Source organism: Allobosea sp. P4_H5 (assembly GCF_056400825.1).
The window spans coordinates 237805-264362 of the sequence record NZ_JBFUKM010000011.1; the positions used below are offsets into that span (position 1 = coordinate 237805).

General features: G+C 65.2%; 20 protein-coding genes. 9 read left to right on the forward strand and 11 right to left on the reverse strand.

The window, feature by feature from the left end; genetic code table 11:
* Positions 1-141 precede the first annotated feature (141 nt).
* Both trmFO and AC1DS0_RS22660 read right to left on the reverse strand, forming a co-directional pair.
* On the reverse strand, positions 142-1554 hold the full coding sequence (trmFO, locus tag AC1DS0_RS22655) for a methylenetetrahydrofolate--tRNA-(uracil(54)-C(5))-methyltransferase (FADH(2)-oxidizing) TrmFO (protein ID WP_476816510.1): 1413 nt from the start codon (positions 1552-1554) through the stop codon (positions 142-144).
* Positions 1555-1723: 169 nt separating this feature from the next.
* Positions 1724-1876, reverse strand: a complete 153-nt coding sequence (locus AC1DS0_RS22660; RefSeq protein WP_152014280.1) for a DUF1127 domain-containing protein — start codon at positions 1874-1876, stop codon at positions 1724-1726.
* Between the two features lie 458 nt (positions 1877-2334).
* On the opposite strand from AC1DS0_RS22660, the gene AC1DS0_RS22665 reads away from it, so the two are divergent.
* Positions 2335-2997 carry a ceramidase domain-containing protein gene (locus tag AC1DS0_RS22665; RefSeq protein ID WP_476816511.1) on the forward strand — a complete coding sequence of 221 codons (663 nt, stop codon included), beginning with the start codon at positions 2335-2337 and terminating at the stop codon, positions 2995-2997.
* Positions 2998-3024: 27 nt separating this feature from the next.
* Here AC1DS0_RS22665 and AC1DS0_RS22670 read toward each other — a convergent pair whose 3' ends face one another.
* A complete protein-coding gene (locus tag AC1DS0_RS22670) occupies positions 3025-3261 on the reverse strand; it encodes a hypothetical protein (protein WP_476816512.1) in 237 nt (78 codons plus the stop codon).
* A gap of 185 nt (positions 3262-3446) precedes the next feature.
* Between AC1DS0_RS22670 and AC1DS0_RS22675 the strand changes: the two genes are divergently transcribed.
* From AC1DS0_RS22675 to AC1DS0_RS22685, 3 genes are all read left to right on the forward strand, one after another.
* A complete protein-coding gene (locus AC1DS0_RS22675; protein WP_476816513.1) occupies positions 3447-3785 on the forward strand; it encodes an ArsR/SmtB family transcription factor in 339 nt (112 codons plus the stop codon).
* Positions 3782-4273 carry an SRPBCC domain-containing protein gene (locus AC1DS0_RS22680; RefSeq protein ID WP_476816514.1) on the forward strand — a complete coding sequence of 164 codons (492 nt, stop codon included), beginning with the start codon at positions 3782-3784 and terminating at the stop codon, positions 4271-4273. The genes AC1DS0_RS22675 and AC1DS0_RS22680 overlap by 4 nt, the downstream gene beginning before the upstream one ends.
* Positions 4274-4366: 93 nt before the next feature.
* Positions 4367-5041, forward strand: a complete 675-nt coding sequence (locus AC1DS0_RS22685; RefSeq protein ID WP_476816515.1) for an RraA family protein — start codon at positions 4367-4369, stop codon at positions 5039-5041.
* Positions 5042-5202: 161 nt separating this feature from the next.
* On the opposite strand, the gene AC1DS0_RS22690 is transcribed toward AC1DS0_RS22685, so the two are convergent.
* The 7 genes from AC1DS0_RS22690 to AC1DS0_RS22720 all read right to left on the reverse strand — a co-directional run bounded on the left by AC1DS0_RS22690 (position 5203) and on the right by AC1DS0_RS22720 (position 18066).
* The gene (locus tag AC1DS0_RS22690; protein WP_476816516.1) at positions 5203-5703 is read right to left on the reverse strand and encodes an invasion associated locus B family protein; all 501 of its coding nucleotides are present in this window, start codon (positions 5701-5703) and stop codon (positions 5203-5205) included.
* 577 nt (positions 5704-6280) lie between these two features.
* Positions 6281-7153 carry a flagellar motor protein MotB gene (locus AC1DS0_RS22695; RefSeq protein ID WP_476816517.1) on the reverse strand — a complete coding sequence of 291 codons (873 nt, stop codon included), beginning with the start codon at positions 7151-7153 and terminating at the stop codon, positions 6281-6283.
* Positions 7154-7181: 28 nt separating this feature from the next.
* Positions 7182-8039, reverse strand: coding sequence for a flagellar motor stator protein MotA (gene motA / locus AC1DS0_RS22700; protein WP_476816518.1), 858 nt, complete (start codon positions 8037-8039; stop codon positions 7182-7184).
* A gap of 921 nt (positions 8040-8960) precedes the next feature.
* Positions 8961-12680 carry a hypothetical protein gene (locus AC1DS0_RS22705; protein ID WP_476816519.1) on the reverse strand — a complete coding sequence of 1240 codons (3720 nt, stop codon included), beginning with the start codon at positions 12678-12680 and terminating at the stop codon, positions 8961-8963.
* A gap of 158 nt (positions 12681-12838) precedes the next feature.
* Positions 12839-15754 (reverse strand): excinuclease ABC subunit UvrA, encoded by a 2916-nt coding sequence (gene uvrA / locus AC1DS0_RS22710; RefSeq protein WP_476816542.1) that lies wholly within the window; start codon positions 15752-15754, stop codon positions 12839-12841.
* A 190-nt stretch (positions 15755-15944) separates the two neighbouring features.
* Complete coding sequence (locus AC1DS0_RS22715; protein WP_476816520.1) at positions 15945-17123, reverse strand: MFS transporter; 1179 nt, start codon at positions 17121-17123, stop codon at positions 15945-15947.
* A 166-nt stretch (positions 17124-17289) separates the two neighbouring features.
* The gene (locus AC1DS0_RS22720; protein ID WP_476816521.1) at positions 17290-18066 is read right to left on the reverse strand and encodes a GNAT family N-acetyltransferase; all 777 of its coding nucleotides are present in this window, start codon (positions 18064-18066) and stop codon (positions 17290-17292) included.
* A 113-nt stretch (positions 18067-18179) separates the two neighbouring features.
* Here AC1DS0_RS22720 and AC1DS0_RS22725 point away from each other — a divergent pair, with 113 nt between their 5' ends.
* From AC1DS0_RS22725 to AC1DS0_RS22745, 5 genes are all read left to right on the forward strand, one after another.
* Positions 18180-19064 carry a LysR family transcriptional regulator gene (locus AC1DS0_RS22725; RefSeq protein ID WP_476816522.1) on the forward strand — a complete coding sequence of 295 codons (885 nt, stop codon included), beginning with the start codon at positions 18180-18182 and terminating at the stop codon, positions 19062-19064.
* Between the two features lie 192 nt (positions 19065-19256).
* Positions 19257-20252, forward strand: coding sequence for an ABC transporter substrate-binding protein (locus AC1DS0_RS22730; RefSeq protein ID WP_476816523.1), 996 nt, complete (start codon positions 19257-19259; stop codon positions 20250-20252).
* Positions 20249-21106 carry an ABC transporter permease gene (locus AC1DS0_RS22735; RefSeq protein ID WP_476816524.1) on the forward strand — a complete coding sequence of 286 codons (858 nt, stop codon included), beginning with the start codon at positions 20249-20251 and terminating at the stop codon, positions 21104-21106. Before AC1DS0_RS22730 ends, AC1DS0_RS22735 begins: the two co-directional genes overlap by 4 nt.
* An 86-nt stretch (positions 21107-21192) precedes the next feature.
* On the forward strand, positions 21193-21492 hold the full coding sequence (locus tag AC1DS0_RS22740) for a putative quinol monooxygenase (protein ID WP_476816525.1): 300 nt from the start codon (positions 21193-21195) through the stop codon (positions 21490-21492).
* A 182-nt stretch (positions 21493-21674) separates the two neighbouring features.
* The gene (locus AC1DS0_RS22745) at positions 21675-22946 is read left to right on the forward strand and encodes a 3-phosphoshikimate 1-carboxyvinyltransferase (RefSeq protein WP_476816526.1); all 1272 of its coding nucleotides are present in this window, start codon (positions 21675-21677) and stop codon (positions 22944-22946) included.
* Between the two features lie 21 nt (positions 22947-22967).
* On the opposite strand, the gene AC1DS0_RS22750 is transcribed toward AC1DS0_RS22745, so the two are convergent.
* On the reverse strand, positions 22968-26417 hold the full coding sequence (locus AC1DS0_RS22750; protein ID WP_476816527.1) for an indolepyruvate ferredoxin oxidoreductase family protein: 3450 nt from the start codon (positions 26415-26417) through the stop codon (positions 22968-22970).
* Positions 26418-26558 lie beyond the last annotated feature (141 nt).

Below are 26558 nucleotides of genomic sequence, written 5' to 3' on the forward strand. Positions count from 1 at the left end.
CCTGGAAGGAGAGGGCAGGGTGAGGTGTAGGCCGTTTGACCAGTGCCGCGAGCGCTGACCGCGCGGTCAGATTCAGGCTTACGATCTCTCCCGAACACCTCACCCCCACCCCTCTCCTTCCAGGAGAGGGGATCCCGCGGCTCACTCCGCCGCCTGCACGCTCGCCCCGCCAACCCAGCCATCGAGTTCGATCTTCGCCCGCGCCGTCAGCGCCTGCTTGCGGGCGACGCTTTTGGCCGGGCCCTTCAGGCGCTTGCCGTCAGGCCCCGTTGTCGCCACGCCCTCGATCGGCGGGAACAGGCCGAAATTGATGTTCATCGGCTGGAAGGAGCGCGGGCCCTCGTCGATGGTGACGATGTGGCCGCCGGTGATGTGGTTGACCAGCGCACCTAGTGCCGTCGTCGCCGGCGGCAGCTCAAGCGGCTGGCCGAGCCGCTCGGCTGCGGCGAGACGGCCGGTCAGCAGACCGATCGCAGCGCTCTCGACATAGCCCTCGCAGCCGGTGATCTGGCCGGCAAAACGCAGGCGCGGATCGGCCTTCAGCCGCAATTGCGGATCGAGCAGTTCCGGCGAGTTGAGATAGGTGTTGCGGTGGATGCCGCCGAGTCGGGCGAACTCGGCATTCTCCAGCCCGGGGATCATCCGGAAGATCGCGGCCTGCTCGCCGTATTTCAGCTTGGTCTGGAAGCCCGTCATGTTGAACAGGGTGCCCAGCGCATTGTCCTGGCGCAGTTGCACGACGGCATAGGCCTTCACCGTCGGGTTGTGCTTGTTGGTCAGCCCGACCGGCTTCATCGGCCCCCAGCGCAGCGTCTCGCGGCCGCGCTCGGCCATCACCTCGATCGGCAGGCAGCCGTCGAAATAGGGCGTGCCCTCCCACTCCTTGAACTCGGTCTTCTCCGCCGCGAGCAGTGCGTCGATGAAGGCCTCGTACTGGTCGCGGTCGAGCGGGCAGTTGATGTAGTCGGCGCCGGTGCCGCCCGGTCCAGCCTTGTCATAGCGCGACTGGAACCAGGCGACGTCCATGTCGACCGAATCGAAATGGACGATCGGTGCGATCGCGTCAAAGAAGGCGAGCTCCCCCGTGCCGGTAAGCGAGCGGATGCCTTCGGCGAGCGCTGGCGAAGTCAGGGGGCCGGTCGCGACGATGACTTTGTCCCACGCGGCCGGGGGCAGGCCGGCGATCTCGCCACGCTCGATCGTGACATTGGGATGGGCTTCCAGTGCGGCGGTGACGGCCTGCGAGAAGCCGTCGCGGTCGACAGCGAGCGCCCCGCCAGCCGGAACCTGGTGGGCGTCGCCCTTGGCCATGATCAGCGAGCCGAGCCGGCGCATCTCCCAATGGAGTTGGCCGACGGCGTTGGAGGATGAATCGTCCGAGCGGAAGGAGTTGGAGCAGACCAGTTCGGCCAGCCCTTCCGTCTTGTGGGCGTCGGTGCCGCGCTCAGGACGCATTTCGTGCAGGACGACCGGAACGCCGGCTTCTGCGATCTGCCAGGTGGCTTCTGAACCGGCGAGGCCGCCGCCGACGACGTGGATGGGTGCGATTGTCATGGTCGCGATGTGTCCGCGGTGGCGCGGAAGGTCAAGGGCGTTGGGCAGCATCAAGGCCCAGAAACGCAAAATGCCCGCTCGGAAGCGGGCATTCGCTCTTCGACCAGACCCCGAGGGGAGGAACGCGGAGTCTAGGAGAAACTACTCGTCTAACCCAGGCGGTCAGAAATCAGGCCGCGTGGGTGCGGGCGACGTACTGGATGTCCGAGCGCGACAGGCCGAGATCGTCGAGCTCACGGTCGGTGAGGCGGGACAGCTCGCGGACGGTCTCGCGATAGCGAAGATAGGCGCGGATCTTGGAAGCGATCATGGACAGGAACATGGCGATAACCTTTTGGTTTTTCGGGGCTTGGCCCCGACAGCGATGAATTCGTTGTGCACTGCATATAGAGCGATCAGGGTGCCTCTCACAGGGGCGCGGCGTCAGCTCTGTTATGCTTTTGACGCATGACGAATTAAGAGATCGTTTGGAAACGGCGCCAGACCCGCGCAGAGCGCTTAACGATTTTGTCAGAACAATGAAAATTGAGCCTAATTTTTAGGCTGATGCAGGTGCCAGATCGCGTGCGATCCAAGTTCAGCACAAATTTGCGTAAAATCGATGCAATTCGCTATGCAGTTTGCGCTGCAACATTGGTTGCGGGGGCAAAAGGGCGTGTAACGCGCTGTTCACCATGAGCCGATTCGACGAGAATTTCGCCCGGTTCGGTGGGCTGGCGTCACGCGCTCGCATGGTGTTGGCGGCATGATTCGACGATTCGGATGGGTGCGGAGCAGGGCATGCAGGGCGCTGGTTATTGCGAGCGGCTGAGCGGAGCCTTCTGGGCCGAGCCGCTGAACGCAGTCAGTAATGCCGCCTTCCTGCTCGCCGCGCTGGTCGCATGGCTGCTGCTGCGACGGCAGAGGCGTCGCGACTGGCCGGCCGAAGCGCTGACTATGCTGGTTGCGATCATCGGCGTCGGCTCCTTCCTGTTCCACACCATGCCGCAGCGCTGGACCCTGCTGGCCGATGTCGTGCCGATCCAGCTCTTCGCGCTCTGCTATTTTGGGCTGACGCTCAATCGGTTCCTTGGTCTGTCGCCGCTGGCCGCGGCGATCGGGGCGATTCTTTTCCTCGCCGCCTGCTTCGTCCTGGCTTCGGGCCTTGCGCCATTGCTTCCCGCCGGCATGCGCGGCTCGGCCGGCTATGCCGGCTTCCTGATCGGCCTGTTTGGCGTCGCGTTGGCGGCGAGGGGACGCGGCGATGCTGTGACGGGAGCGCGGATCGCTGTTGCTGGCCTCGTCTTCGCTGCGTCGCTTAGCTTCCGCTCGCTCGATTCCGTGCTGTGCAGCGCCGTTCCGTTCGGCCTGCACTGGGGCTGGCACCTACTCAACGGGCTGCTGCTCTATCTGCTCTTGCGGGCGGTGATCACGCACGACCTGCCGGCCGCGAGCCGCAGCTAGGCGATAATCTCGCCGGTCTGGGGCCACTCAGCGCACGATCACCGCGCCGCGGCGCGCCGGCACGACGACCGTGCCACGGGCCGGAGCGACCACGACCGGACGGCGGCGAGCCGCGACCGCACCGCGCGGCCCGGCACAGGCTGCGCCGCGGACGCCGCGCGCGCAGACGACTGCGTCGGCGGATGTCGAGGTCGCCGGGGCCAGGGCGGCAAAGCCGCCAGCAGACAGGGCAAGCAGGGCCGCGAACTTGAGAAGACTATGCATGGCGGCGTCCCTCCGTTTCGGATTGTGGCTTTGCCAGAGGTCGCGTCGGGCCTCGGGCGCGACGCTTCATCGTCTGCCCCGCGGCGGCATTCCGCAAGGTCATACTCCCGCAGGCCTGTCGGTCCAACGGGGCTTGACGGCGTGCGATGGTATATTTAACAAGATAGTTATATAAGGATTTGGGTATGAATGACCTCGACGCGGCCTTTTCCGCTCTCGCCGATCCAACGCGCCGGGCGATCCTGGCGCGGCTGGCGCTTGGCGAAACCACGGTGATGGAGCTCGCCGAGCCCTTCGCGATGTCGCAGCCGGCGGTGTCGCGGCATCTGAAGGTGCTGGAGGAGGCGGGGCTGATCGCCCGGCGGGTCGAGGGCACGAAACGGCCCTGCCGGCTCGCGCCGGGAGCGCTCGCGGAGATCGACAAATGGCTCGCCATGCTGAGGCAGGCCCTGGAAGCGAATTACGACCGGCTGGACCAGCTTCTGGCCGACATGGAACCAGGCAAGGAGAGGGACCCAAAATGACCAGGCTGACCCTGACGACCGAGGGCGACACGCATGTCGTCGTCACCCGCTGCTTCAAGGCCTCGCCGCAGGCGGTCTACCGCGCCCATACCGAGCCGGCGCTGATCCAGAAATGGCTGCTCGGCCCCGAGGGCTGGACCATGCCGGTCTGCATCAACGAGGCCAGGCCCGGCGGCAAGATCCGCTATGAGTGGAGTGATGGCAGCGGCGGCAGCCTTACCCTCACCGGCGAATATGTCAGCCTCGAGCCGTTCAGCCGCATCCAGCATGTCGAGCGCTTCCACATGCCCGATCCGGCGCCGGACAACATGCCCAATCCGACGCCCGACAATCACATCGAGACCCGCTTCGAGGCCGATGGCGCGGGCACGCTCATGACCATGCGCATGACCCTGCCGGATTCGGCCACCCGCGAGGCGATGCTCGCCACCGGAATGGAATACGGCATGGAGGCGAGCTATGCCCGCCTCGACGCGCTGACGCCCTGAGCTTGACGCATCCGCCCCACGCGCCGGCGACGGCTTGACCCGCCGCCGGCGCGCCCGGAAGCTTCCCCCATAATAAGGAGAGGGGAAGCGCACATGCCGGATCTGGCCAGGGAATTCGATCTCGCCGAGCTGAAGGGCCGGCTCTATTCGGCCGTTCTCTCCGATGTCCTCGACGGGCTCGGCCATCCCGACCAGGCGGTGAAGCCGTTCGTGCGCCCGCTCGACGAGGCCAGCGTGCTCTGCGGCTTTGCCCGCACCGGGCTCTACATGAAGCGCTACCATTTCCCCGAGGGGCACAATCCCTATGCATTGGAGATGGACCTGATCGATAGCCTCAAACCCGGCGAGATTCCCGTGCTTGCCTGCGACGGGCCGACCGACCGGATCGCGCCTTGGGGCGAATTGCTGACCACTGCCTCGAAAGTGAGTGGCGCCGCCGGCTGCCTCACCGACGGGCTGGTGCGCGATGTCCGCCGCATTCGCGAGCTCGGCTTCCCGGTCTTCCATGGCGGCATCGGCCCGCTCGATACCAAGGGCCGGGCCGAGATGATGGCGGCCGACGAACCGGTCGAAGTGGGAGGTGCCCGCGTCGCGCCGGGCGATTTCATCTTCGGCGACGTCGACGGCGTCGTCATCGTGCCCCGCGCGATCGCGTCCGAGGCGATCCGGCTGGCGCTGGCCAAGATCGAGGCCGAGGATTCGACCCGCGAGGAGCTCCTCGCCGGGAACAGCCTGCGCTCGGTGTTCGAGCGCCACGGGGTGTTGTAACTCACACCGTCATTCCGGGGCAGGCCAAAGGCCTGAGCCCGGAACCCAGAACCGATGCGCTCGATCGTTCTCCAATCGGATGCCGCGTCTTATCCGACGACGGCATGGGTTCTGGGTTCCGGGCCCTTCGCTGCGCGAAGTCCCGGAAAGACGCGTAACCCTCAGCTGCAGCGTTCCAGCAGCCTTGACGCCGCGGTCACGCCTTCGAGCGAGAAGGTGTAGCTGGTCTCGTTGCCGCGGGCCGAGCGCGCCGCGAGCACCATCTCGTCGCCGGCCTTCATTGCCGCGAGCAGTTCGCCCTCGCGCTCCAGCCGCTGCAGCCAGGCATTGTTGCCCGAGGTCAGCATGCGGAACGTCTCGTCGCCGATCGTCACGGTGACGGTCGAATCCTTGGCGAAATCATAGCCGGTCTGGAAGCTCGACTCGGTGCGATCCTGCGCATTCGGCGCAGTTTGCACGAAGAAGAACACGTCGCCATGACGCAACGTCGCAGGTGTCTCGGCATTCGGCGAGGAGATGATATAGCAACGCTTGCCTTTATCTCCGTCATAGGCCGCCGCGTTCCATTGCTTGAACTGGCCGAGTGGCTGAGCCGGGGCGGCGAAAGCCGAGGTTGTGGCCGAAAGAAGGCTGAGCGCCACGAGAGGGGCCAATCTGATCATCGGGTCATCTCCTGTTTGCATCGCAGGGATGTCCAGGAGCGGTTTAACAAGGCGTAAACAAGACCCTCACAATGCCGTGCGACGGAAGGGCGCGGGGGGTGATTGGCCTCCTTCTCCCCTCGGGGGAGAAGGTCCCGGCAGGGGGATGAGGGCGGTCCGACCGGGTGAGCCGCTCGCTGCTCGCCCTGCATAGGCGGCCCTCATCCGTCAGCGCTGCGCGCTGCCACCTTCTCCCCCGAGGGGAGAAGGAAGGGGGCGCGCCCTTGCTTCACCCACGCGCCAAGCACCGCCCGCAGGCCTGTCTGCGGGCGCTAACCAATACGGGGCTGGCGGAGCGCCGCGAGGCGCGTCATGAGATCCGCTTCCGTTGAGCCAGGAAGCGGCGCGGATGGCCCCCATCCGCACGCGCCGTGGCGCGCGCAGGCAAGTCTACGCAGCCTGCGCAAGCTTGGCTGCCTGCTTCGGCTTCTTAAAGTCTCCGGGCCGCACATGCTCCGCGTTGCAATGACCAGCCTCTCGCCTTTTGTCAGCCTTGAGCTCAATCTCAAACGGACCGTGAGGCGGCCGAGCGATCTGTTCAGCGCAAGAGGTTCGGGGGCAAGGGCGGCTCTTCACTGAGCAGCGTGATCCTCACCCGTCGGTTTGGCGAGATGTAGGGGTTGTCCGGGAAGACCGGCTCGGTGTCGGCGCGCCCCACCACGGACGCGAAGCGGTCGTTGGGGAACCCTGCGCCCGACAGGATCTCGCGGACGGCGAGCGCGCGCCCGGTGGTAAGGCTCCAGGGATCGACGCCCGCCACCGAGCCCGGGCGCGTGGCGGCCGTGTGGCCGGTGATCGCCAGGCGGTTGGGCAGGCGGCGCAGAGTGGGCGCGAGCGTCTCTAGCACGCGACGGGTGCTCGGGTAAGGTTGGACCGAGCCCTCGGGGAACATGGAGCGGCCGGACTCGTCCATGAGGGCGACATCCAACCCCTCCTTGGTCGGCTCGATCACGATGTTGCGCGACAGATCGGCAATTTCCGGCATGCTCTGGAGCGCCTGCCGGAGGCTGGCTATCGCGCTGTGGCTGGCCTGCTGGCCGGCAGCCGAGCGGTTGGCCTCGCGCTCGCCGGAGCCGCCAGAGCTGGTCCGGCGCGCCTTGTCCTCCGGCCTGGCGGTCCCCGTCGCCGCCTCGCGTGGCGGCGACGGCTTGCTGCCTGATTTGTCGAGAGCGGTGCCCCACAGCATGCCGCCAGCGCCACTGGTGCTGGGGCTCAAGGACCCCGGCGCGAAATACTCCGCCAGGCCTTCCTTCTGCTCCTGCGTCGTCATGCTGATCAGCCACATCAGCAGAAAGAACGCCATCATGGCGGTCACGAAGTCCGCATAGGCGATCTTCCAGGCCCCGCCATGGTGCGCATGAGCGGCCTTCTTGACCTTCTTGACGATAATCTGCTGGACGGGCTTGGTCATCGAGTCCCTGCTGGAGATTGGGCCGGATCTAGGCGGCCAGCTTGGCGGTTGCCGCTTCCACTTCGCTGAAGGTCGGGCGGACGTCGCTCATCAGAGCCTTGCGAGCAAATTCGACCGCCATCACCGGCGGCTGGCCGCTGATATGGGCGAGGAGGCCCGCCTTGAGTGACAGGAAGTATTTGGCTTCCGCCTCGAAGGTGCTCTTGAGCGACGCCGCCATGGGCGCGAAGAAGCCGTAGGCGACGAAGACGCCGAAGAAGGTGCCGACGAGCGCGCCGCCGATCAGATGTCCCAGCACCTCCGGCGGCTCCTTGATCGCCCCCATCGTCTTGATCACGCCGAGCACGGCGGCGACGATGCCGAGCGCCGGTGTTCCGTCGGCGATCGACTGCATGGCCGAAACGAGACGCTCCTGCTCCTGATGGTGCGTCTCCAGTTCCTCGTCCATGAGAGCGTCGATCTCGTGGGCGTTGTTGGCGCCCAGCGTCAACATGCGCATGTAGTCGCAGACGAACTCGACCGCATGATGGTTCGCGGCAAATGTCGGGAAGGCATTGAACAGCGTCGATTTTTCCGGATTTTCAATGTGCTCCTCGACCGCGAGCATGCCCTTCTGCTTCACGAGCTTGTACAGCGAATACTGCATCCCCAGCAGTTCGACGTAGCATTCCTGCGAGTACTTGGAGCCCTTCATGATCGTGCCGAGCATGGACGGCACGGCCTTGAGGACCGGCCCGGGATTGCCGATGATGAAGGCACCGATCGCTGCGCCGAGGATGATGACGAACTCGAACGGCTGCCAGAGCACCTCGAGGTGGCCACCCATGGCCGCGTAACTGCCGAAGACGCAGACGAAGACAATGATTGCGCCGACGATCAGCCGCATGATGTGTCACCCTCGCACCGCAGCAGCTACAGCCCGCGCGAAGCCACTACTCCTTCGAGGAAATGAACGATCGAGGTTAATGGCGAGTTAGGGCATGGCAGGCCTGGGGCGACAAATTGGCCCAGGGGAGGACATCGGCGTGCAATGACGAGCCCGCGGCTCGCCTTGTGAGGGTAGGCCCGACTTCGGTGCGGGAGGGGTTCTCCGTCGTGGTTCCCGCGCCCTTGCTTCACCCACGCGCCAGACCCCGCCCGCAGGCCTGCCTGCGGGCGCTTCGCGATACGGGGCTGGCGGAGCGCCGCGAGGCGCGTTGAGTAGCATCCGCTTCCGTTGAGCCAGGAAGCGGCGCGGATGGTCCCCATCCGCACGCCCCGTGGCGCTCCGCCTTCGGCGATTTTAAAGCTCCGGGCCGCGCTTCTGCGAAGCCGGCTGCTGGCCGTGCCGCAATGCCAATGGGCGCCAGTTCCCCTCTTCGGGTCGTCGCTCCCTTTGGCCATCACGCTGGTCCGAGCCGGGCTCGACCGGATTGAATCATCCGATCAAACCCGTCTCTCACCTTGAGTGAGAGACCGCTTTATCCAATCGGCGAGCCGATCGGAGCGGGCTCTGTGCAGCCGCTTCATCTAGCGAGCTCCTCGCACAGGGATCGTAGTGTCCCCAGGGCGGTGCCCCGAAGCCTCCCGGGAGCGGGGCGTAACCCCCGCCCGCAGGCGCCGACCCTCACCCAGCCTCTGGCATACCTCCGGACGGCCGCCCCGTATGGGTGATGGGCGAGGGGATTGTACGGGAGGTTTTGGGAGCGGGGATAAGTGTGGGCAGTTGATTCTCCCAACGGCCCATCGCCGACACGGTGCATGTCAGCTTTCGGCAACCTGGCCATCCCAAGTAGGTCGGCCAATTGCGCAAGCTATCGAGCGGCGCTTACGTTTTTGCGAGGCCTTCAAGAGCCGATTCCAGCTGCGCAAAGGTGAAAAGTTTCACGTCGTGACCTATCCGCTCTGCTGCAAAGCTCATCGGGACGGTGCGCGCGAAGATAAGAGCGCCATCGATCTTCGCCGCAGGCAGTTGAAGGTGGGATTGAAACGCGACCGCATTCTCTTGTGCGAGCTCCATCCGTTTGAGATGCTTAAGAAGAAGGTCTGGGCGTCCCTTTTCGTCCATTTTCCCTCGAAATTTATGAAGTTGTTTGGCAATTTCGCTGGAAGTCTTGGCGAATTGCAGATCTTTGCATTCGAGGAGCATGATGCGGCCGTCAGAATGCCAGGCAAGCACATCAATATCGCCAGGGTCTTCGGGCAGCTTGCGGCCAAGAATATAGGAGAATTTCGCGCCCCGTTTCGCCTGCCATCCGAGTTGATGTAAGCGCGCAACGACCCGTTCTTCAAACTCCGCCGCTTCCTTTGCAACGATATGCTCTCTCCATCTTCGCATCTCTTTTGATGCGATCGAGCTGAGATCATACTGGCCGTAGTAAAAATTATGAAGCTGGATACGAAAGGCGTCTCGGATCATGCCGGGTGCGATCACGACATCTGAGTCGGGGGACGGCTCAAGCCGTAGAATGGGACGCTGCGCAACGGACAAACGCCGCCTGAACCGCCATGGCTGCCGATCTTGATCGGTGTAAGGCGGAAGGACGTTCTTCCAATCGTCTCGCGGCAGAAGCTCAAGCGAGGCAATAAATTGCTCGGCACAATTGACGGCCTCGGAGAGGTGCTGAAGCAATGCGGGTCTAGGCAATATCTCCCACGCCTTTCCGGTCTGGACCAGTCGATTTTCGAGTGCCTCAAGCGCCGTGCGAAAGTTCCCGAGAGAGATTCCCATTTCCGCTTCCCAAGCGGCAGCGAAGGCGGGATCAGTTCGACTGGTTGCTTGTTCTTCAGTCAGTGGCTCGGGTTGATGCGATAACTCAAAATAGTCGCGGCGGCTTTTGTCGATCTGATACGTAACAAAGGACTCTCCCACAGGTCTGACGATGGCGTCGAAGAATGACGCATCAATCTGCACCTCACCGGCCGGCGAAATGCGCACTTCGGGGCGCATGCCTTCGTAACGGATGGCATCGGAGTAACCACCCAGGTGATGGATCATCATCGCCAGGGCCATCAGATTGGATAGGTCGAAATCTGCAACCACGAAGCCGGCGCCTACCGGACATTCGCACAATGCCGCCTCCAAAATAATCCGACTCGCTAAGCTGGTGGCGTTGGCCTTTTGAATATTCTTGGAGACTTCTTCGCGGGTTGCCTGAGGGTTGGCCGAAAGGTCGAGAATAGCGCCTGAGGTCCGCTCCCAACGCGACTTGTCGATAATCGATGCCTCATGATTTTCTACAACACGGCGGATCAGCGCGTGTCTCTCAAACTGGCTAAGATGCGCACAGAACATCTTCTCTGCGGCGGTAGTGATCGCGTTGAGCACCTTAGTGCATTCATCACGCCCGCGAACCGTACCGCCGGGTCGAGGAAGCCCATGCCACCCCAATCCCAACCGCTGGGAGGCATCGTCAAACCGGCTTATTTCAACGACCTTGTGCGGAACCGAGTCGCGTACGTGATCGCGGAAATCCTGTGGCGCGAACGCGTGGAGCTGCCGGGCCTCGGTTGAAGGGATGATCTCGTGCAAAAGCGCGGCAACATTGACCGCCGCGCCGTTTGCGAGCTTAGCAACCTGCTCAAGGAAGACCTCAATCAAGGTAACTTCAGAGTTGTTGTCGAGATGGGAAAGCCCGTGGAAGAACGGCAACCCTATTTCCGTGGTAACGACGTTTGCGCCCCGATCGCAGGAGGCCCTGATGGCTGCCTTCAGCTCTTCTACGGGTGGTGGATTGAGCTCTTCCGGTCGGATAGCGGGCCATGCAGGCGCGACAATCTTCCAAGTCAGAAAATTCGGAAGATTCGGCACGTGCTCTACCAGTATAGGGGCAATGCGCTCCATCCAGACCATCTGCATTTCAAAGATAGGGTAGAGGTCGGAGCGTTCTTCCAACGGTACAGTTTCAAGCCACCATGCTCGGCTACCCCACCTCCACACCCCACGATAGCGGAGTGATTGAGCATCGAGATGCGAGACATAAATCCGCTGGGTACTCTGCGGCGAACGCTTGCCTCCATCCTTACGGCGGACAACGAGTACGTTGCCTGTCGGATCGCGTACCGCGTGTTTGTCGAAGCGGACATGGTGCTCGGCTCTGAGCTGCAGATGTGCGTTGGTGGGTACCATGAGCGTGGCACCATCGGCGCCATCCGGCATAGCTTCATGGGGCACCACATGGCCATTGTTCTCGTAGGCAAAGCCGATACGCGCGAGAAGCCCGTTGATCGCCATTAATGGAAAACCCATATGCCCCGCGGTGCCTTCGGCAAGGAGGAATTTGAGCAGTTCGGCGATGTTGAAGTCGTGGCGCCAGCCCAGCACGTCGAGATCGTAGCTGCTTATACCCTCGGCCAGCCAATGAGCCGGGCGACTAAACTCCACCATTTGCCCCCTGCCGATCCCGCAAAGGACGATGAGCGAAATCCCTAGTTTAAATCCGGGTTGAGCTTTGGTGCCTGCAACAGCGGTATCTATTGCCTGTTGTAGCCCAGCTCCAGTCTTGTCGCTGGAAGAACTCGGCCTACTGAAGCCTGTTTCATTGAATTCGGCGAAGTCATCGGCGAGTAGTACGATATGGAACCACAAGCCTGGCTGAAACTCGACTGGTTTTGAAGAAATCACATTAGAATCCGGCTTCATCTCCGTGGGAGGGATGCCGATACGTGAAAGAGCGGGGTTTAAGCCAAGTTCTTCGGTTTGGGCGATAAGTAGGCCAGCCCACAAGGCAGATTCTGCACCAGCACTTTGGCAGGCCTCAATCACCGCACGCCGTATGGCCGTGCTCATGGCCGACGGCAGGGCAATCACTATCTCATCGTGAAAGTCGATCAGTGGCCGCTTCTCCAGCCAGCTATCGCCATAACCACCTATACCTACCTCGCGCTGTGACGGTGGTAAGCAAAACCCGCTAAGTGACCGGCGACTTATGCCAGCACGCACCAAGTCATCATCCGAAAAGGTTACACGCGCAGCTAGCGTCTTAAGTGTCGGAAGGTCGCTAACCGGCAACCCATCGAGGCCGTATTCGTCTCCGCGGCAAAAGGCCTCCAACCCTGAGCGAGCACAGACGAGGTCGGATAGCGTCAGCATTGCGCGGCACGACTGCTTGAGCGCGGCATATCCGCCGCGGTCGGGCATATTCGCGACGGCCGTGAGCATGTGCTGCAAGTGATGGCTGTTTGCTTCTGCCAACCCCTCAAGCACGTGGTAATTTCGTCCTTCGAAATGTACACGGCCGACAAACACATCCTCGGCCGGGTCTTCCATGTGCGCGAAGACTTGCCCCACCTGCTTAAACCAACGGGCGGCGTCCTGCTTGTTCGGTTTCTTCTTTCCAGAAGCGCTGGAGACAATCAGGTGCGCAATTGCCTCCAGTCTGACCGTGTTCGCCTGAAGTTTTGGAATCGTAAGCAGACCGCCTGCAGCAGCAATGCTGGCCTTCACGTCATACGGGTGAAAAATCGACCCGAGGTTCTCTGTTTGCGGCCTTATTAGCCCGGTCAGCATCTGCTGGGTTGCGAATAAGTTGTCAGGAATATCGCGCATGATGCAGGTCTAGCTGGGCAGCGGGCCATGAACAATAAGCTGCTCTGTTGATAACAGCGATCAGATATTTGGCGCTGCTGATCTTCCTACGAGCATATTCGCTTTTAGCTTGCCGCATAAGCGGCGCGAAGGTCTGGCAAGAAGTGGCATTCTGACTTCTACTCCGCCGCCTCCCGCGCCCCTTTCCCCTTCAACGGCCGCCGCTCCAGCACCTCCTTGAGGAAGCGCGCGGTGTGGCCTTTGCCGATCCGGACGATGTCCTCCGGCGTCCCTTGCGCCACGACCATGCCGCCGCCGTCGCCGCCTTCGGGGCCGAGGTCGAGAACCCAGTCGGCGGTCTTGATCACCTCGAGATTGTGCTCGATCACCACCACGGAATTGCCCTGCTCGACCAACTCGTGCAGCACCTCCATCAGCTTGGCGACGTCGTGGAAATGCAGGCCGGTGGTCGGCTCGTCGAGGATGTAGAGGGTGCGGCCGGTGGCGCGCTTGCTGAGCTCCTTGGAGAGCTTGACGCGCTGCGCCTCGCCGCCCGAGAGCGTCGTCGCCTGCTGGCCGACCTTGACATAGTCGAGCCCGACGCGGGCGAGCGTCACCATCTTGTCGCGGATCGAGGGCACGGCCTTGAACAGGTCCTTGGCCTCCTCGACCGTCATGTCGAGCACGTCGGCGATCGAGTGATCGCGATACTTCACCTCGAGCGTCTCGCGGTCATAGCGCTTGCCCTTGCAGACGTCGCAGGTGACGTAGACGTCGGGCAGGAAGTGCATCTCGATCTTGATGACGCCGTCGCCCTGGCAGGCCTCGCAGCGGCCGCCCTTGACGTTGAACGAGAACCGGCCGGCCTGGTAGCCGCGCGCCTTGGCCTCGGGCAGGCCGGCGAACCATTCGCGGATCGGCGTGAAGGCACCGGTATAGGTCGCCGGGTTCGAGCGCGGGGTGCGGCCGATCGGCGACTGGTCGATGTCGATGACCTTGTCGAGATGCTCCATGCCCTCGATACGGTCATGGCTGGCCGGGTGCTCGATCGAGCCGTTGAGCTTGCGCGCGATCGCCTTGTAGAGCGTGTCGATGATCAGCGTCGACTTGCCGCCGCCCGAGACGCCCGTGATGCAGGTGAACAGGCCGAGCGGGATGTCGACCGTGACGTCCTTGAGGTTGTTGCCGCGGGCGCCGACGATCTTCAGGCTCCGGCCCTTCTGCGGCTTGCGGCGCTTGATGGGCACTGGCACGCTCATCTCGCCGGTGAGGTACTTTCCGGTGAGCGAGTTTGGGTCGGCCAGAATGTCCTGCGGCGTGCCCTTCGAGACGATCTCGCCGCCATGGATGCCGGCGCCGGGGCCGACATCGACGACATAGTCGGCGGTGAGGATCGCGTCCTCGTCATGCTCGACCACGATCACGGTGTTGCCGAGGTCGCGCAGGCGGCGCAGCGTGCCGAGCAGGCGCTCATTGTCGCGCTGGTGCAGGCCGATCGAGGGCTCGTCCAGCACATAGAGCACGCCGGTAAGGCCCGAACCGATCTGCGAGGCCAGGCGAATGCGCTGGCTCTCGCCGCCCGAGAGCGTGCGCGAGCCGCGCGCCAGTGTCAGGTATTCGAGGCCGACATCGAGCAGGAAGGTCAGGCGGTCGCGGATCTCCTTGAGGATGCGCGGGGCGATCTCGTTCTGCTTGTGCGACAGGCGCGAGGGCAGGGCGCTGACCCAGGCGAGCGCGTCCTTGACCGAAAGCTGCGAGATCTCGCCGATATGGCGCATGTCGATCTTGACCGCCAGCGCCTCGGGCTTGAGCCGGAAGCCGTTGCAGGCGGCGCAGGGCGTCTCCGACATGAAGCGGCCGATCTCCTCGCGGGCCCAGTCGCTCTCGGTCTCCTTCCAGCGCCGCTCCATATTGGTGATCACGCCCTCGAAGGGCTTCTTCACCTCATAGGCGCGGAGGCCGTCATTGTAGGCCATGCGCACGGCCTCGGTGCCGGTGCCGAACAGGATGGCGTCGCGGGCGCTCGTTGGCAGCTCGCTCCAGGGCTTGCTGGTCGAGAAGCCGAAATGCTTGGCGAGCGCATCGAGCGTCTGGCCGTAATAGGGCGAGGTCGACTTGGCCCAGGGCGCGATCGCGCCCTTCTTCAGCGAGAGCGAGTGATCCGGGACGATCATTTCCGGATCGATCCGCATCTCGTGGCCGAGGCCGTCGCAGGCCGGGCAGGCGCCGAACGGGTTGTTGAACGAGAACAGCCGCGGCTCGATCTCGGGGATGGTGAAGCCGGAGACCGGGCAGGCGAACTTCGAGGAGAAGGTGACGCGGCGGGCCTCGCCATTCTCCTCCTTCTCGTCGGCATATTCGAAGACGGCGATGCCGTCGGCGAGGTCGAGCGCCTGCTCCAGCGAGTCGGCGAGGCGGGCGCCGAGATCGGGGCGGATGACAATGCGGTCGACCACCACGTCGATGTCGTGCTTGAATTTCTTGTCGAGCGCCGGCGCGTCCGGGATCTCGTAGAACTCGCCATTGACCTTGACGCGCTGGAAGCCGCGCTTCAGCCAGTCGGCCATCTCCTTGCGGAACTCGCCCTTGCGGCCGCGCACCACCGGCGCGAGCAGGTAGCCGCGCGTCTTCTCCGGCAGCTCGACCAGGCGGTCGACCATCTGCTGCACGGTCTGGCTCTCGATCGGCAGGCCGGTCGCCGGCGAATAGGGGATGCCGGCGCGCGCCCAGAGCAGGCGCATATAGTCGTGGATCTCGGTGACGGTGCCGACTGTCGAGCGCGGGTTCTTCGAGGTCGTCTTCTGCTCGATCGAGATCGCGGGCGAGAGCCCGTCGATCTGGTCGACATCGGGCTTCTGCATCATCTCGAGGAACTGGCGGGCATAAGCCGAGAGCGACTCGACATAGCGGCGCTGGCCCTCCGCATAGATCGTGTCGAAGGCGAGCGAGGACTTGCCCGAGCCGGAGAGGCCGGTGAACACCACCAGCTTGTCGCGCGGGATCGCGAGATCGACGTTCTTGAGATTGTGCTCGCGCGCGCCGCGCACCGAGATGACGCGCGAATTCGGATCGGCCGCACGGTTGCGGTCGAACATGTCTTCCAGCGTCGCGGTCTGGTCGGCGAGCGTGGTCTTGCGAGCCATGGTGGTGTCCGAATTGAGCTAAGCCGTACAGATAGGGCAATCGCCGGGCCATGCCAGTGCGGCCGGGCGAGAGGCGGGCATGAGTAGCACGCAGCCGTGGATGTTGCCGCATTGTTCTTGTGGGGTGTGCTGACAGAGATTGTCAGGAGCGTGGCAGGCTGCGGAAACGCCGCCGGAGCAGGATCGCCGAGACCAGCATGGCCAGCGCCAGCGTCCCGGACAGGATCAGCGCCGCCGAGGCGCCATAGCGCTCGATCAGCAGCGCATAGCCGAGCGGCGAGGCGGCCGAGAGGAAGAAGCCCGGCGCCAGCAGCCGGCCGACATAGGCGCCATAGCTCTTCGGATCGAACAGCATCAGCGGCAGCGTGCCACGCGTGATCGTCAGCACGCCATTGCCGGCGCCATACGCAAAGGCGAAGGCCAGCGCGGCAACAGCGCTCGCGCCGCCGGCGAGGCCGACGACGAAGCAGAGCGGCAGCACGAGGCAGGCAACGAGGTTGAGGTCGAACGGGCTGGAGCGCGCGCCGAACAGCACCTCGCCGAGCCGCGCCAGCGACTGGCCGATGCCGCGCGTCGCGCCGATCCAGACAGCGGCTGCGGCGGGCAGGCCGAGCCCGGCGAGAATGCCGATCATATGGGCGGACATGCCGGCATTGAGGACGCCGGCGAAGGTGACGATCAGCGCATAGAGCAGGCCGGCGAAGCGGGTATCGGCCGCACTGAGCGTGACGATGGGCTTCGCTGCGGCAGCGTCGGACAGTGGCCGCGCCAAGACGGTCGGCAGCGTCAGGTGCAGCGGCAGGGTTAGAAGGGCGAAGCCGGCATAGGCGATCAGCGCCCCGCGCCAGCCGAACTGCTCGGCGAGTGCATGGCCGAGCGGCCAGAACACGGTCGAGGCGAGGCCGCCGAGCAAAGTGATCTGGGCGATCGGCCGGCGCGCGGCGCTGCCACCGATCCGGGCCAGCGCAGCAAAGGCGGCGTCATAGAGGCTGAGCCGCATGGCGAGGCCGAGGCAGATCCAGGCGGCGTAGTAGGCGGCGATCGTGTGAGCGAAGGCGAGGCCTAGGCAGCCGGCAGCGGTGAGCAGCGATCCCACGCACATCACGGTGCGGCCGCCGTGTCGGTCGATCAGGCGGCCGACCGCACCCGAGGTCAGCCCCATCACCAAGAGGCCAGCCGAGAGTCCGCCATGGATGATCGCCTGCGACCAGCCGAGTTCGCCTGCGATCCGCTCGCCGAAGGCGCCGACCAGATAATAGGAGATGCCCCAGGAGATGAGCTGAGCCAGCCCGAGGCAGAAAACGGTGCGAGGCGCGATCATCGACAACCGTTCTCGTCAGGCCACGCCAACCCGTTCCGAGTCGTCCCGGGCGACCGAGGGGAGACCCGGGACCCATTCCGGAACCTCTCTCGGAAAAGCTCCGGAATGGATCCCGGATCTCCGCTGCGCTCCGTCCGGGATGACCCGCGCTTTTGGGGCAAACACACTATCTCACCCCGCCGGGCAACGTCTGGTCTCCCGGCCCGAGGCTGCGCTGCATCAGGATCGTGTCGACCCAGCGGCCGAACTTGAAGCCGGTCGAGCGCAAGGTGCCCACCGGCTCGAAGCCGAAGCGGCGATGCAGGCCGATAGAACCGGCATTATTGCTGTCGCCGATATTGGCGAGCATCTGGCGCCAGGGCCCGGCCTCGCACCGGCCGATCAATGCGCCGAGCAGGGTGGAGCCGATCTTCCGGCCGCCGAACCCGTCGGCAACATAGATCGAGTCCTCGATGGTGTGGCGGTAGGCCGGGCGGGGGCGATAGGACGTCGCATAGCTGTAGCCGACGATCCGGCCATCGAGCTCGGCGGCGAGATAGGGCAGGCCGAGCGCCAGCACTGCCTCTCGGCGCACCAGCATCTCCTCGACGCCTGGAGGCGTCTCCTCGAAGCTGGCGAGGCCATGCAAGACATGATGGGTGTAGATCGCCTGGATCGCGCCCATATCCGCTTCCTCGGCATCGCGAACCAGGATGGATAGCGCAGCATTGCCGGCAAGCTCTGAGGTGGTCATCGTCATCGTTCCAGCCCGGTCGGGCTGCCTTTCCGTATGGTAGGGGCGCCCGCTCAGCGCCTCCTGTCGCGTGACACCGATATCGGCGAGGCGGTGCTCGTCGAGTTCACGCAGGATCCGCAATTGCTGATAGCGCGAATGCTGGGAGGCGCCGAGATAGTTTGCCGCCTCAAGCAGCAGCTGTCGTCCCGCATCCCAGATCCCGCTCATCGCTCGCGTCCTGCCGCGGCTGGCTTCTGCCCGAGCCGCCAGGGCAGCTTGCGCTTTGCCGTCTCATAAATGAAGCTTCTCGAAATTATGCAGAGCATGAGAAATTCTTTGAGATGCGTGATCTTCGTCTCGACCAGCTCGACAGCTTCCGCCAGGTGATCGCGCTCGGCAGCTTCTCGGCGGCGGCCGAGCGGCTGGGCCTGAGCCAGCCGGCAGTCAGCCTGCAAATCCGCGAACTGGAGCGCCGCCTCGGCACGGTGCTGATCGAGCGCGTTGGACGCCGGGCGCAGCCGACCGCGGCGGGTACCGAACTGCTCGACCATGCCGGTCGGATCGCCGCGGCGGTGGCGGCGGCGCAAGAGGCGATGGCGCGGCATGCAACCGGGGCGATGGGCCGTGTCCGGATCGGCACCGGCGCCACCGCCTGCATCTTCCTGTTGCCCCCGGTGCTGCGCGAATTGCGCCAGCGCCACCCGACGCTGGAGATCACCGTCAGCACCGGCAATACCTCCGACATCGTCAAGGCGATCGAAGACAATCAGATCGACATCGGCCTGGTCTCGCTCCCGGCCGCTGGCCGCAGCCTCGACGTGACGCCGCTGCTGGAGGACGAGTTTGCCGTGATCGCGCCGCCCGGCATGGAGCTGCCGCCGCGATTGACGCCCGAGGCGCTGGCGCGCTTGCCGGTGCTGCTGTTCGAGCCGGGCGGCATCACCAGGCGCATCGCCGACGAATGGTTTGCCCGCGCCGGCGTGACGCTGAAGCCAGTGATGTCGCTCGGCAGCGTCGAGGCGATCAAGCGGCTGGTCGGCGCCGGCCTCGGCTGCGCCATCCTGCCCGGCATGGCGGTGCGCGGCGAGAGCGACGGTTTGGTCGTGCGCGCCCTGTCGCCGCGGGTGCATCGCACGCTCGGCCTCGTCCTGCGCAAGGACAAGCCGCTGCATCGCGGCCTGCGCGAAACGCTGAAGGCGTTGCGAGCGCTCGGGACGCCCGGCTGAGCTAGCACTGCTGACAGGTCCGGTCAGGCGCGCGGTCCATCCCATCCGCCGTTCGCGCAGTGTCCATGATCTGCAAGCGGCGCTAAGCTTTTCGTCTGTCGGGGCGGAACATTTCGCTTGCTGTCGCGCTTCGTGGAGGATGCCGGGTCGTCAGGTGCCATGGTCAGGCACCGCCATCAGCGGGGGATCGTCATGATGAAAGCCGTTCTGCGAGGGGCAGCACTGCTGTTCGGCCTCGGTCTCACTGCTCCCGGCTTCGCCTGCGAGCTTGACCGGCCGCTGAAGATGGCGGGGCTCGATTATGACTCCGCCGCCTTCCATACCGCGGTCGCCAGCGCCATCGCCGAGAAGGGTTTTGGCTGCAAGGTCGAGCGTGTGCCGGGCGTGATCGCACCGCTGGTCAACGGTCTCGGTCGCGGCGACGTCGACATCGTCATGGAGATCTGGCTGGCCAACCCGGTCGAGGCCTGGGTCAAGGAAGCTGCCGCCGGCAAGGTCGAGCCGCTCGGCACGACGTTCCCGGATGCGAACGAAGGCTGGTTCGTGCCGCGCTATCTGGTCTCCGGCCCCGATGCCAAGGCGCCCGAGCTGAAATCGGTGCAGGACCTCAAGCGCTACAAGGAGCTGTTCACCGACCCGGACGAGCCCGGCAAGGGGCGCTTCTACAATTGCGTCGCCGGCTGGGTCTGCGAGGGCATCAACAGCAAGAAGCTCGTCGCCTACGGGCTCTCCGGCGATTTCACCAATCTGCGCGGCGGCTCCGGCGAGGCGATCGTTGCCGCCGTCGAATCCGCCCTGAAGCGCAAGCGGCCGGTCGTGTTCTATTATTGGGGGCCGAGCTGGCTGGTCGGCGCCTATGACCTGGTCAAGCTCGAGGAGCCGGCCTTCGACCAGGCGATCTGGGATGAGCTCAAGGCGAGCGACGCCCCCAAGCGCGCAACCGCCTATCCGGTCAGCCGCGTCGTTATCGGCGCCAATGTCGAACTGGCCAAGAAGGCACCGCAACTCGCCGGCTTCTTCAGGAAGTACACCACGACCAGCGAGCTGACCTCGAAAATGCTGGCCGAGGCGCGCGAGAAGGGCGTCTCGCCCGAGCAGCAGGCACTCGTCTTCCTCAAGACGCAACCGGATGTCTGGAAGGCCTGGCTGCCGGCCGAGATCGCCAGCAAGGTCGCATCCAGCCTGTGACGCTTGATGGACTGCCGGATCTCGGCAAGGGGCTGCAGAAACTGGTCAACCAGGGCGTCGATGCCGTCGTCACCGGCTATGGCAGCGACCTCGACGGTCTCAGCAGGCTGCTGACCGCGCCGGTGCGTGGCGTCGAGGCGGCCCTGTTGCTTATCCCTGTGCCGGCCTTCGTCCTCGCCGTCGCCGCAGGCGCCTGGCTGGCGCGGCGCAACCTCGGCTTCACGCTCGCCATGGCGAGCCTGCCGCTGGTGCTCGCCGGCCTCGGAGTCTGGACCGAGGCGATGCAGACGCTCGCGCTCGTCATCGTGGCGGTGGTGCTGGTCGTTCTGCTCGGCCTGCCGCTCGGCGTCGCCGCGGCGCGCCTGCCGCGGCTGGGAAAGGCGCTCGCGCCGATCTACGACCTGATGCAGACCATTCCGAACTTCGTCTACCTGATCCCGGTGGCAATGCTGCTCGGGCTCGGCCGAGCGCCGGCGCTGCTCGCGACCCTGATCTACGCCCTGCCGCCTTTCGCCCGCCTGACCGAGCTCGGCTTGCGCGGCATCGATATCGGCATGATCCACGCCGCCCGCGCGCTTGGGCTCGGGCCCTGGCAGACGCTCTGGCTCGTCGAACTGCCGCTGGCGCGGCCGGTGATCCTGCAAGGGCTCAACCAGGCGATCATGCTCTCGCTTGCCATGGTCGTGGTCGCCTCGATGATCGGCGCCAAGGGACTGGGCGAGGTCGTCCTGCTCGCCCTGCAGCGCGCCGATCCGGGCCTCGGCTTCGTCGGCGGCCTCGCGGTGGTGGCGCTCGCGATCCTGCTTGACCGCATGGCGCAGGCGATCTTCCGGGAGCGCCGTTTGTCGGAGTGAGCTGCTGACAGCTTTGGTCAGTCGCCCGGTTGCGCCCCGCTGGGCGCTTGGGCAGGGTGCCGCCCGAAACGAGAGAGGGCGCTGCCATGTACGGATTGATCGGGAAGATGCGGGCCAAGCCCGGTGAGCGCGAGGCGCTGATCGGCTACATCCTCGAAAGCAGCGGCGAAATGCCGGGCTGCCTGAGCTACATCGTCGCCCGCGATCCCGACGATGCCGATGCGATCTGGGTGACCGAGGTCTGGGACAGGGAAGAGAGCCACAAGGCCTCGCTCGCTCTGCCGGTCGTGCAGGCGGCGATCGCCAAGGCCAGGCCGATCATCGCCGGTTTCGACAGCCATGTCGTCACGCAGCCGGTCGGCGGGTTCGGACTGGCGAGGGGCTGACCTATTCTCGTCATGGTCGGGCTTGTCCCGACCATCCACGCCTTCCCAGATGCAATGTGGTGTTCAAGACGTGGATGCTCGCCACAAGGGCGAGCATGACGGTTTGCGTTTGCAATGACGGTATGCCTTTCGCTCCCTGGCCCTAGCGTCTAAGACCCTCGCGACCGAGCCGCGAGCCTGCCATGACCCAATCCGCCCTGAGCAAACTCACCATCCTGCCGACGACGGCGGCGCTGACCGGCCGTGTCATGCCGCCCGGCTCGAAATCGATCACCAACCGGGCGCTGCTGGTCGCGGCGCTGGCCAGGGGCACCAGCCGGCTCAGCGGCGCGCTGAAGAGCGACGACACCCGCTATATGGCGCAGGCGCTGCGCGACATGGGCGTCACGATCGAAGAGCCCGATGCGACCAGCTTCATCGTCACCAGCGACGGACGCCTCAAGGCTCCGGCGGCCCCACTCTTCCTCGGCAATGCCGGCACGGCGACCCGCTTCCTGACGGCGGCGGCGGCGCTGGTCGACGGCACGGTCGTCGTCGATGGCGACGAGCACATGCGCAAGCGGCCGATCCTGCCGCTGGTCGAGGCGCTGACCCGGCTCGGCGTCGCGATCACTGCGCCGAGCGGCTGTCCGCCAGTCACCATCCAGGGGCAGGGCGGCTTCGCGGGCGGACTGGTCGAGGTCGATGGCGGGCTCTCCAGCCAGTACGTCTCGGCACTGCTGATGGCCGGCGCCTGCGCCCGCAATCCCGTCGATGTCGTGCTGACCGGCCAGGAGATCGGCGCGCGCGGCTATGTCGACCTGACTTTGGCGACGATGCGTGCCTTCGGCGCCGAGGTGTCCGAGCCGGCGAGCGGCGGCTGGCGGATCGCGCCGACCGGCTATGTCGCGACCGACTACCTGATCGAGCCGGACGCCTCGGCCGCGACCTATCTCTGGGCGGCGGAAGTGCTGACCGGCGGCGCGATCGATCTCGGCGTGCCGGCTTCCGCCTTCACCCAGCCCGACGCCAAGGCGCATGAGCTGATCGCCGCCTTCCCGAACCTGCCGGCGCAGATCGACGGCTCGCAGATGCAGGATGCGGTGCCGACGCTCGCCGTGCTCGCCGCCTTCAACCAGACGCCGGTCCGCTTCACCGGCATCGCCAATCTGCGCGTCAAGGAATGCGACCGCGTCGCGGCGCTGGCGCAGGGCCTGTCGCGGATCCGTCCCGGGCTCGGCATTGAGGAGGGCGACGATCTGCTCGTCGCCTCCGATCCGGCGCTGGTCGGCCAGACGCTGCCCGCCGAGATCGACACCTTCGCCGATCACCGCATCGCCATGAGCTTTGCGCTGGCCGGACTGAAGATCGGCGGTGTCACCATCCTCGATCCCGGCTGCGTCGCGAAGACCTATCCCGATTACTGGCGCGCGCTCGGTTCGCTCGGCGTGCGCTTCGAGGGTGAGGTGCCGTAGGGCGACCGCGGGGGAGCTCCGTCAGGCTGCTTCCTTCGCTCCTACTGTCGAAAGCTCGTTCAGCTTCTGCTCCGCCGCGGCCTTGACGCGTGCCACGGCGGCGTCCTTCACCGGGCCGTAGCCACGGATGTCCATCGGCAAGGCGGCGATCGCCGCCAAGGCATCGGGCGCTCGCGAGGGCAGCTGCGCCAGCAATTCATCGACCAACCCTTCGTACCAGCCGATCAGCGCGCGCTCCATCTTGCGCTCCGCCGTGTAGCCGAACGGGTCGAAGGCGGTGCCGCGCAAGCCCTTGAGGCGGGCCAGCAGCCGCAGCGGCGTCTGGATCCACTGGCCGAAGCGGCGCTTCAGCGGCCGCCCGCGGGCATCCTTCTCGCCGCCGAGGAAGGGTGGGGCGAAATGGTAGTTCACCGTGAAGTCGCCCTCGAAACGCTGCCGGAGCTCGTCGAGGAAGCCGGTCTGCATGTGCAGCCGCGCCACCTCGTATTCGTCCTTGTAGGACATCAGCTTGAACAGCGAGCGGGCGACCGCACCAGTGAGCGCTCCGCTGCCGAACTGCCGCTCGGCAGCGCGGACCTTGTCGACATCAGCCCGATAACGCCGGGCCCAGGCCTCGTTCTGGTAGTCGGCGAGGAAGCGTTCGCGGCGAGCGATCATCTCGTCGAGGGCTTCCGTTTCGAAAGCGGCAGGGGCCGGAGCAAAGGCGGCGGGATCGACGGCTGCAAGACGCCCGGCGGCAAAGGCCTGCCGGTTGCGCTCGACCGCGACCCCGTTGAGCCCGATCGCGCGGTGCAAAGCGTCGAGCCCGACCGGAACCAGCCCCTGCTGCCAAGCATGGCCGAGCATGATGATGTTGGCGAACACGGCATCGCCGAACAATGTCTCGGCCAGCGCATTGGCGTCGATGGCGCGGACGTTCTCGGCGCCCATCACCCGTTCGATCGCTTTCAGCCGGCGGCGCGTTGCGAGGTCGGCGTCGCGGTGGCGCACGATGTCGCCGGTCGGCATCTCCGCCAGGTTGACGACTGCGCGCATGCCGGTGCGATAGGTCACTGAGGCCTTGGGCGAGGACGATACGACGATATCGCAGCCGATCAGCGCGTCGGCCGCGCCGGTGTCGATGCGGACCTGGTTGATCGCCTCGGGCGTTGCGGCGATTCGCATGAACGAGAGTACCGGCCCGAATTTCTGGGCGAAGCCGGTGAAGTCGAGGACCGAGCTGCCCTTGCCTTCGAGATGGGCCGCCATCGCGATCTGCGCGCCGACCGTGACGACGCCGGTGCCGCCGACGCCGGTGACGAGCAGGTCAAAGGGCCTGTCGAGTGCCGGCAGGGTTGGTTGCGGTAGCAACTCGGCACGCCCGGCGAAGTCGTCCGCGCTCGCCGGCCGCTTCCGGCGGGTGGCGCCTTCCACCGTCACGAAGCTCGGGCAGAAGCCGTCGAGGCAGGAAAAGTCCTTGTTGCAGTTGGAGAGATTGATCTGCCGCTTGCGGCCGAACGGCGTCTCCTTCGGCTCGACGCTGAGGCAGTTCGAGGCCACCGAGCAATCGCCGCAGCCCTCGCAGACAAGGTCGTTGATGACGGCGAAGCGCTGCGGATCGACCATCGTGCCGCGCTTGCGCCGGCGGCGCTTCTCGGTCGCGCAGGCCTGCTCATAGATCAGCACCGAGACGCCCTTGATCTCGCGCAGCTCGCGCTGGACGGCATCGAGCTCGCGGCGGTGATGGATCGTGACGCCGTGCGGCAGACTGGCAGGCGCGAACTTTTCGGGCTGGTCCGAGACCAGCGCGATGCGCTGGGCGCCCTCGGCGCGCACCTCCTGAGCGATGGCATGGACGCTGATCGGCCCATCCACCGGCTGGCCGCCGGTCATGGCGACGGCATCGTTGAACAGGATCTTGTAGGTGATGTTGGCCTTGGCGGCGATCGCCTGGCGGATCGCCATCGAGCCGGAATGGTAATAGGTGCCTTCGCCGAGATTCTGGAAGATGTGGCCTTTGCCGGTGAACAGCGAGGAGGCCGCCCAGTTCACGCCTTCGCCGCCCATCTGGATCAGCGAGGTAGTCTCGCGATCCATCCAGCTCGCCATGAAATGGCAGCCTATGCCGGCCAGCGCCTTCGAGCCCTCCGGCACCTTGGTCGAGCTGTTGTGCGGGCAGCCGGAGCAGAAATAGGGCGTCCGGGTCGCGCTCGGCACTTGGATGATGCGTCCGGTCTCGGGGCTCAGCAGCGCTGCGCGATCGGTCAGGTGCAGCTCGGGGAACAGCGCATCCAGCCGCTTCGCCACGATCGGTGCGAGCAGGCGCGGCGAGAGCTCCCCGATCCACGAGATCAGGCGATTGCCGTCCTCGTCGCGCTTGCCGACCATCGAATGCGGCTTATGCCCGGGATAATCATAGAAATACTCCTTGAGCTGGCTCTCGATGATGCCGCGCTTTTCCTCGACGACGAGGATCTCGGCCTTGCCGCGCACGAACTCCAGCGCGGCCCGGCGCGCCAGCGGCCAGACCATGCCGACCTTGTAGATGTCGATGCCGTGGCTGCGGCAGGCTTCCTCGTCCAGGCCGAGCAGGCGCAGCGCCTCCATCAGGTCGAGATGCGCCTTGCCGGTGGTGACGATGCCGAAGGAGGCGTCGGGAATGTCGTAGATGCGCTGGTCGATCGGGTTGGCCTCGGCGAAGGCGAAGACGGCCATCTTCTTGGCCTCCATCCGCTCCTCGATCTGGGGGCCCGGCAGGTCCGGCCAGCGATAGTGCAGCCCGGTGGCCGGCGGCGTGTAATCGGGTTCGTTGAACTGGCGCGGTGCCGGCAATTCGACCGATTGGCCGCTCTCGACTGTCTCCGAGATCGCCTTGAAGCCGACCCACATGCCGGAATAGCGCGACAGCGCGTAGCCGTATTCGCCGAAGGCGAGGTATTCGCCGATCGAGGCTGGGTTCAGCGTCGGCATGAACCAGGCCATGAAGGCGACGTCGGACTGATGCGGCATCGACGACGAGACGCAGCCATGATCGTCGCCCGCGACGACCAGCACCCCGCCATGCGGCGACGAGCCATAGGCGTTGCCGTGCTTCAGCGCATCGCCGGCGCGGTCGACGCCGGGACCCTTGCCGTACCAGAGACCGAAGACGCCCTGCACCGTCCGGTCCGGATTGGTCTCGACCTGCTGTGAGCCAAGGACGGCGGTCGCGGCCAGGTCCTCGTTGACGGCGGGCAGGAATTCGATGCCGTGTTGCTTCAGAATATCGGTGGAGCGCCAGAGTTCGAGGTCGACGCCGCCGAGCGGGGAGCCGCGATAGCCCGAGATGAAGCCCGCCGTGTCGAGGCCTGCCGCGCGGTCGCGCCGGGCCTGGTCGAGAGCGATCCGCACCAGCGCCTGGGTACCGGTCAGGAAGACGCGTCCGGTGCTGCGGGTGTAGCGATCGCTCAGCGCATAGTCGGCGAGCGGGCCGGTTGGCGAGATAGCGTTCATGGCGTGGGCCTCCCGGCAGCGTCTTGCGGGAAGTTTAGGCCGGGTGGTCTGGAAAGATTTGTCTCATTTGCCGGGTAGCGTTGCCGTTTCGGTAGATTTGACCAATAATTATTCCAAAGGTGGATAATTCTTCCAAGGGCG

Coding starts and splice junctions, on each gene's coding strand:
- AC1DS0_RS22665 (WP_476816511.1), top strand. CDS start 2,335: ATGCAGGGCGCTGGTTATTGCGAGCGGCTGAGCGGAGCCTTCTGGGCC.
- AC1DS0_RS22685 (WP_476816515.1), top strand. CDS start 4,367: ATGCCGGATCTGGCCAGGGAATTCGATCTCGCCGAGCTGAAGGGCCGG.
- trmFO (WP_476816510.1), bottom strand. CDS start 1,554: ATGACAATCGCACCCATCCACGTCGTCGGCGGCGGCCTCGCCGGTTCA.
- AC1DS0_RS22730 (WP_476816523.1), top strand. CDS start 19,257: ATGATGAAAGCCGTTCTGCGAGGGGCAGCACTGCTGTTCGGCCTCGGT.
- AC1DS0_RS22680 (WP_476816514.1), top strand. CDS start 3,782: ATGACCAGGCTGACCCTGACGACCGAGGGCGACACGCATGTCGTCGTC.
- motA (WP_476816518.1), bottom strand. CDS start 8,039: ATGCGGCTGATCGTCGGCGCAATCATTGTCTTCGTCTGCGTCTTCGGC.
- AC1DS0_RS22750 (WP_476816527.1), bottom strand. CDS start 26,417: ATGAACGCTATCTCGCCAACCGGCCCGCTCGCCGACTATGCGCTGAGC.
- AC1DS0_RS22705 (WP_476816519.1), bottom strand. CDS start 12,680: ATGCGCGATATTCCTGACAACTTATTCGCAACCCAGCAGATGCTGACC.
- uvrA (WP_476816542.1), bottom strand. CDS start 15,754: ATGTTCGACCGCAACCGTGCGGCCGATCCGAATTCGCGCGTCATCTCG.
- AC1DS0_RS22660 (WP_152014280.1), bottom strand. CDS start 1,876: ATGTTCCTGTCCATGATCGCTTCCAAGATCCGCGCCTATCTTCGCTAT.
- AC1DS0_RS22695 (WP_476816517.1), bottom strand. CDS start 7,153: ATGACCAAGCCCGTCCAGCAGATTATCGTCAAGAAGGTCAAGAAGGCC.
- AC1DS0_RS22675 (WP_476816513.1), top strand. CDS start 3,447: ATGAATGACCTCGACGCGGCCTTTTCCGCTCTCGCCGATCCAACGCGC.
- AC1DS0_RS22720 (WP_476816521.1), bottom strand. CDS start 18,066: ATGAGCGGGATCTGGGATGCGGGACGACAGCTGCTGCTTGAGGCGGCA.
- AC1DS0_RS22670 (WP_476816512.1), bottom strand. CDS start 3,261: ATGCATAGTCTTCTCAAGTTCGCGGCCCTGCTTGCCCTGTCTGCTGGC.
- AC1DS0_RS22745 (WP_476816526.1), top strand. CDS start 21,675: ATGACCCAATCCGCCCTGAGCAAACTCACCATCCTGCCGACGACGGCG.
- AC1DS0_RS22690 (WP_476816516.1), bottom strand. CDS start 5,703: ATGATCAGATTGGCCCCTCTCGTGGCGCTCAGCCTTCTTTCGGCCACA.
- AC1DS0_RS22715 (WP_476816520.1), bottom strand. CDS start 17,123: ATGATCGCGCCTCGCACCGTTTTCTGCCTCGGGCTGGCTCAGCTCATC.
- AC1DS0_RS22725 (WP_476816522.1), top strand. CDS start 18,180: ATGCGTGATCTTCGTCTCGACCAGCTCGACAGCTTCCGCCAGGTGATC.
- AC1DS0_RS22740 (WP_476816525.1), top strand. CDS start 21,193: ATGTACGGATTGATCGGGAAGATGCGGGCCAAGCCCGGTGAGCGCGAG.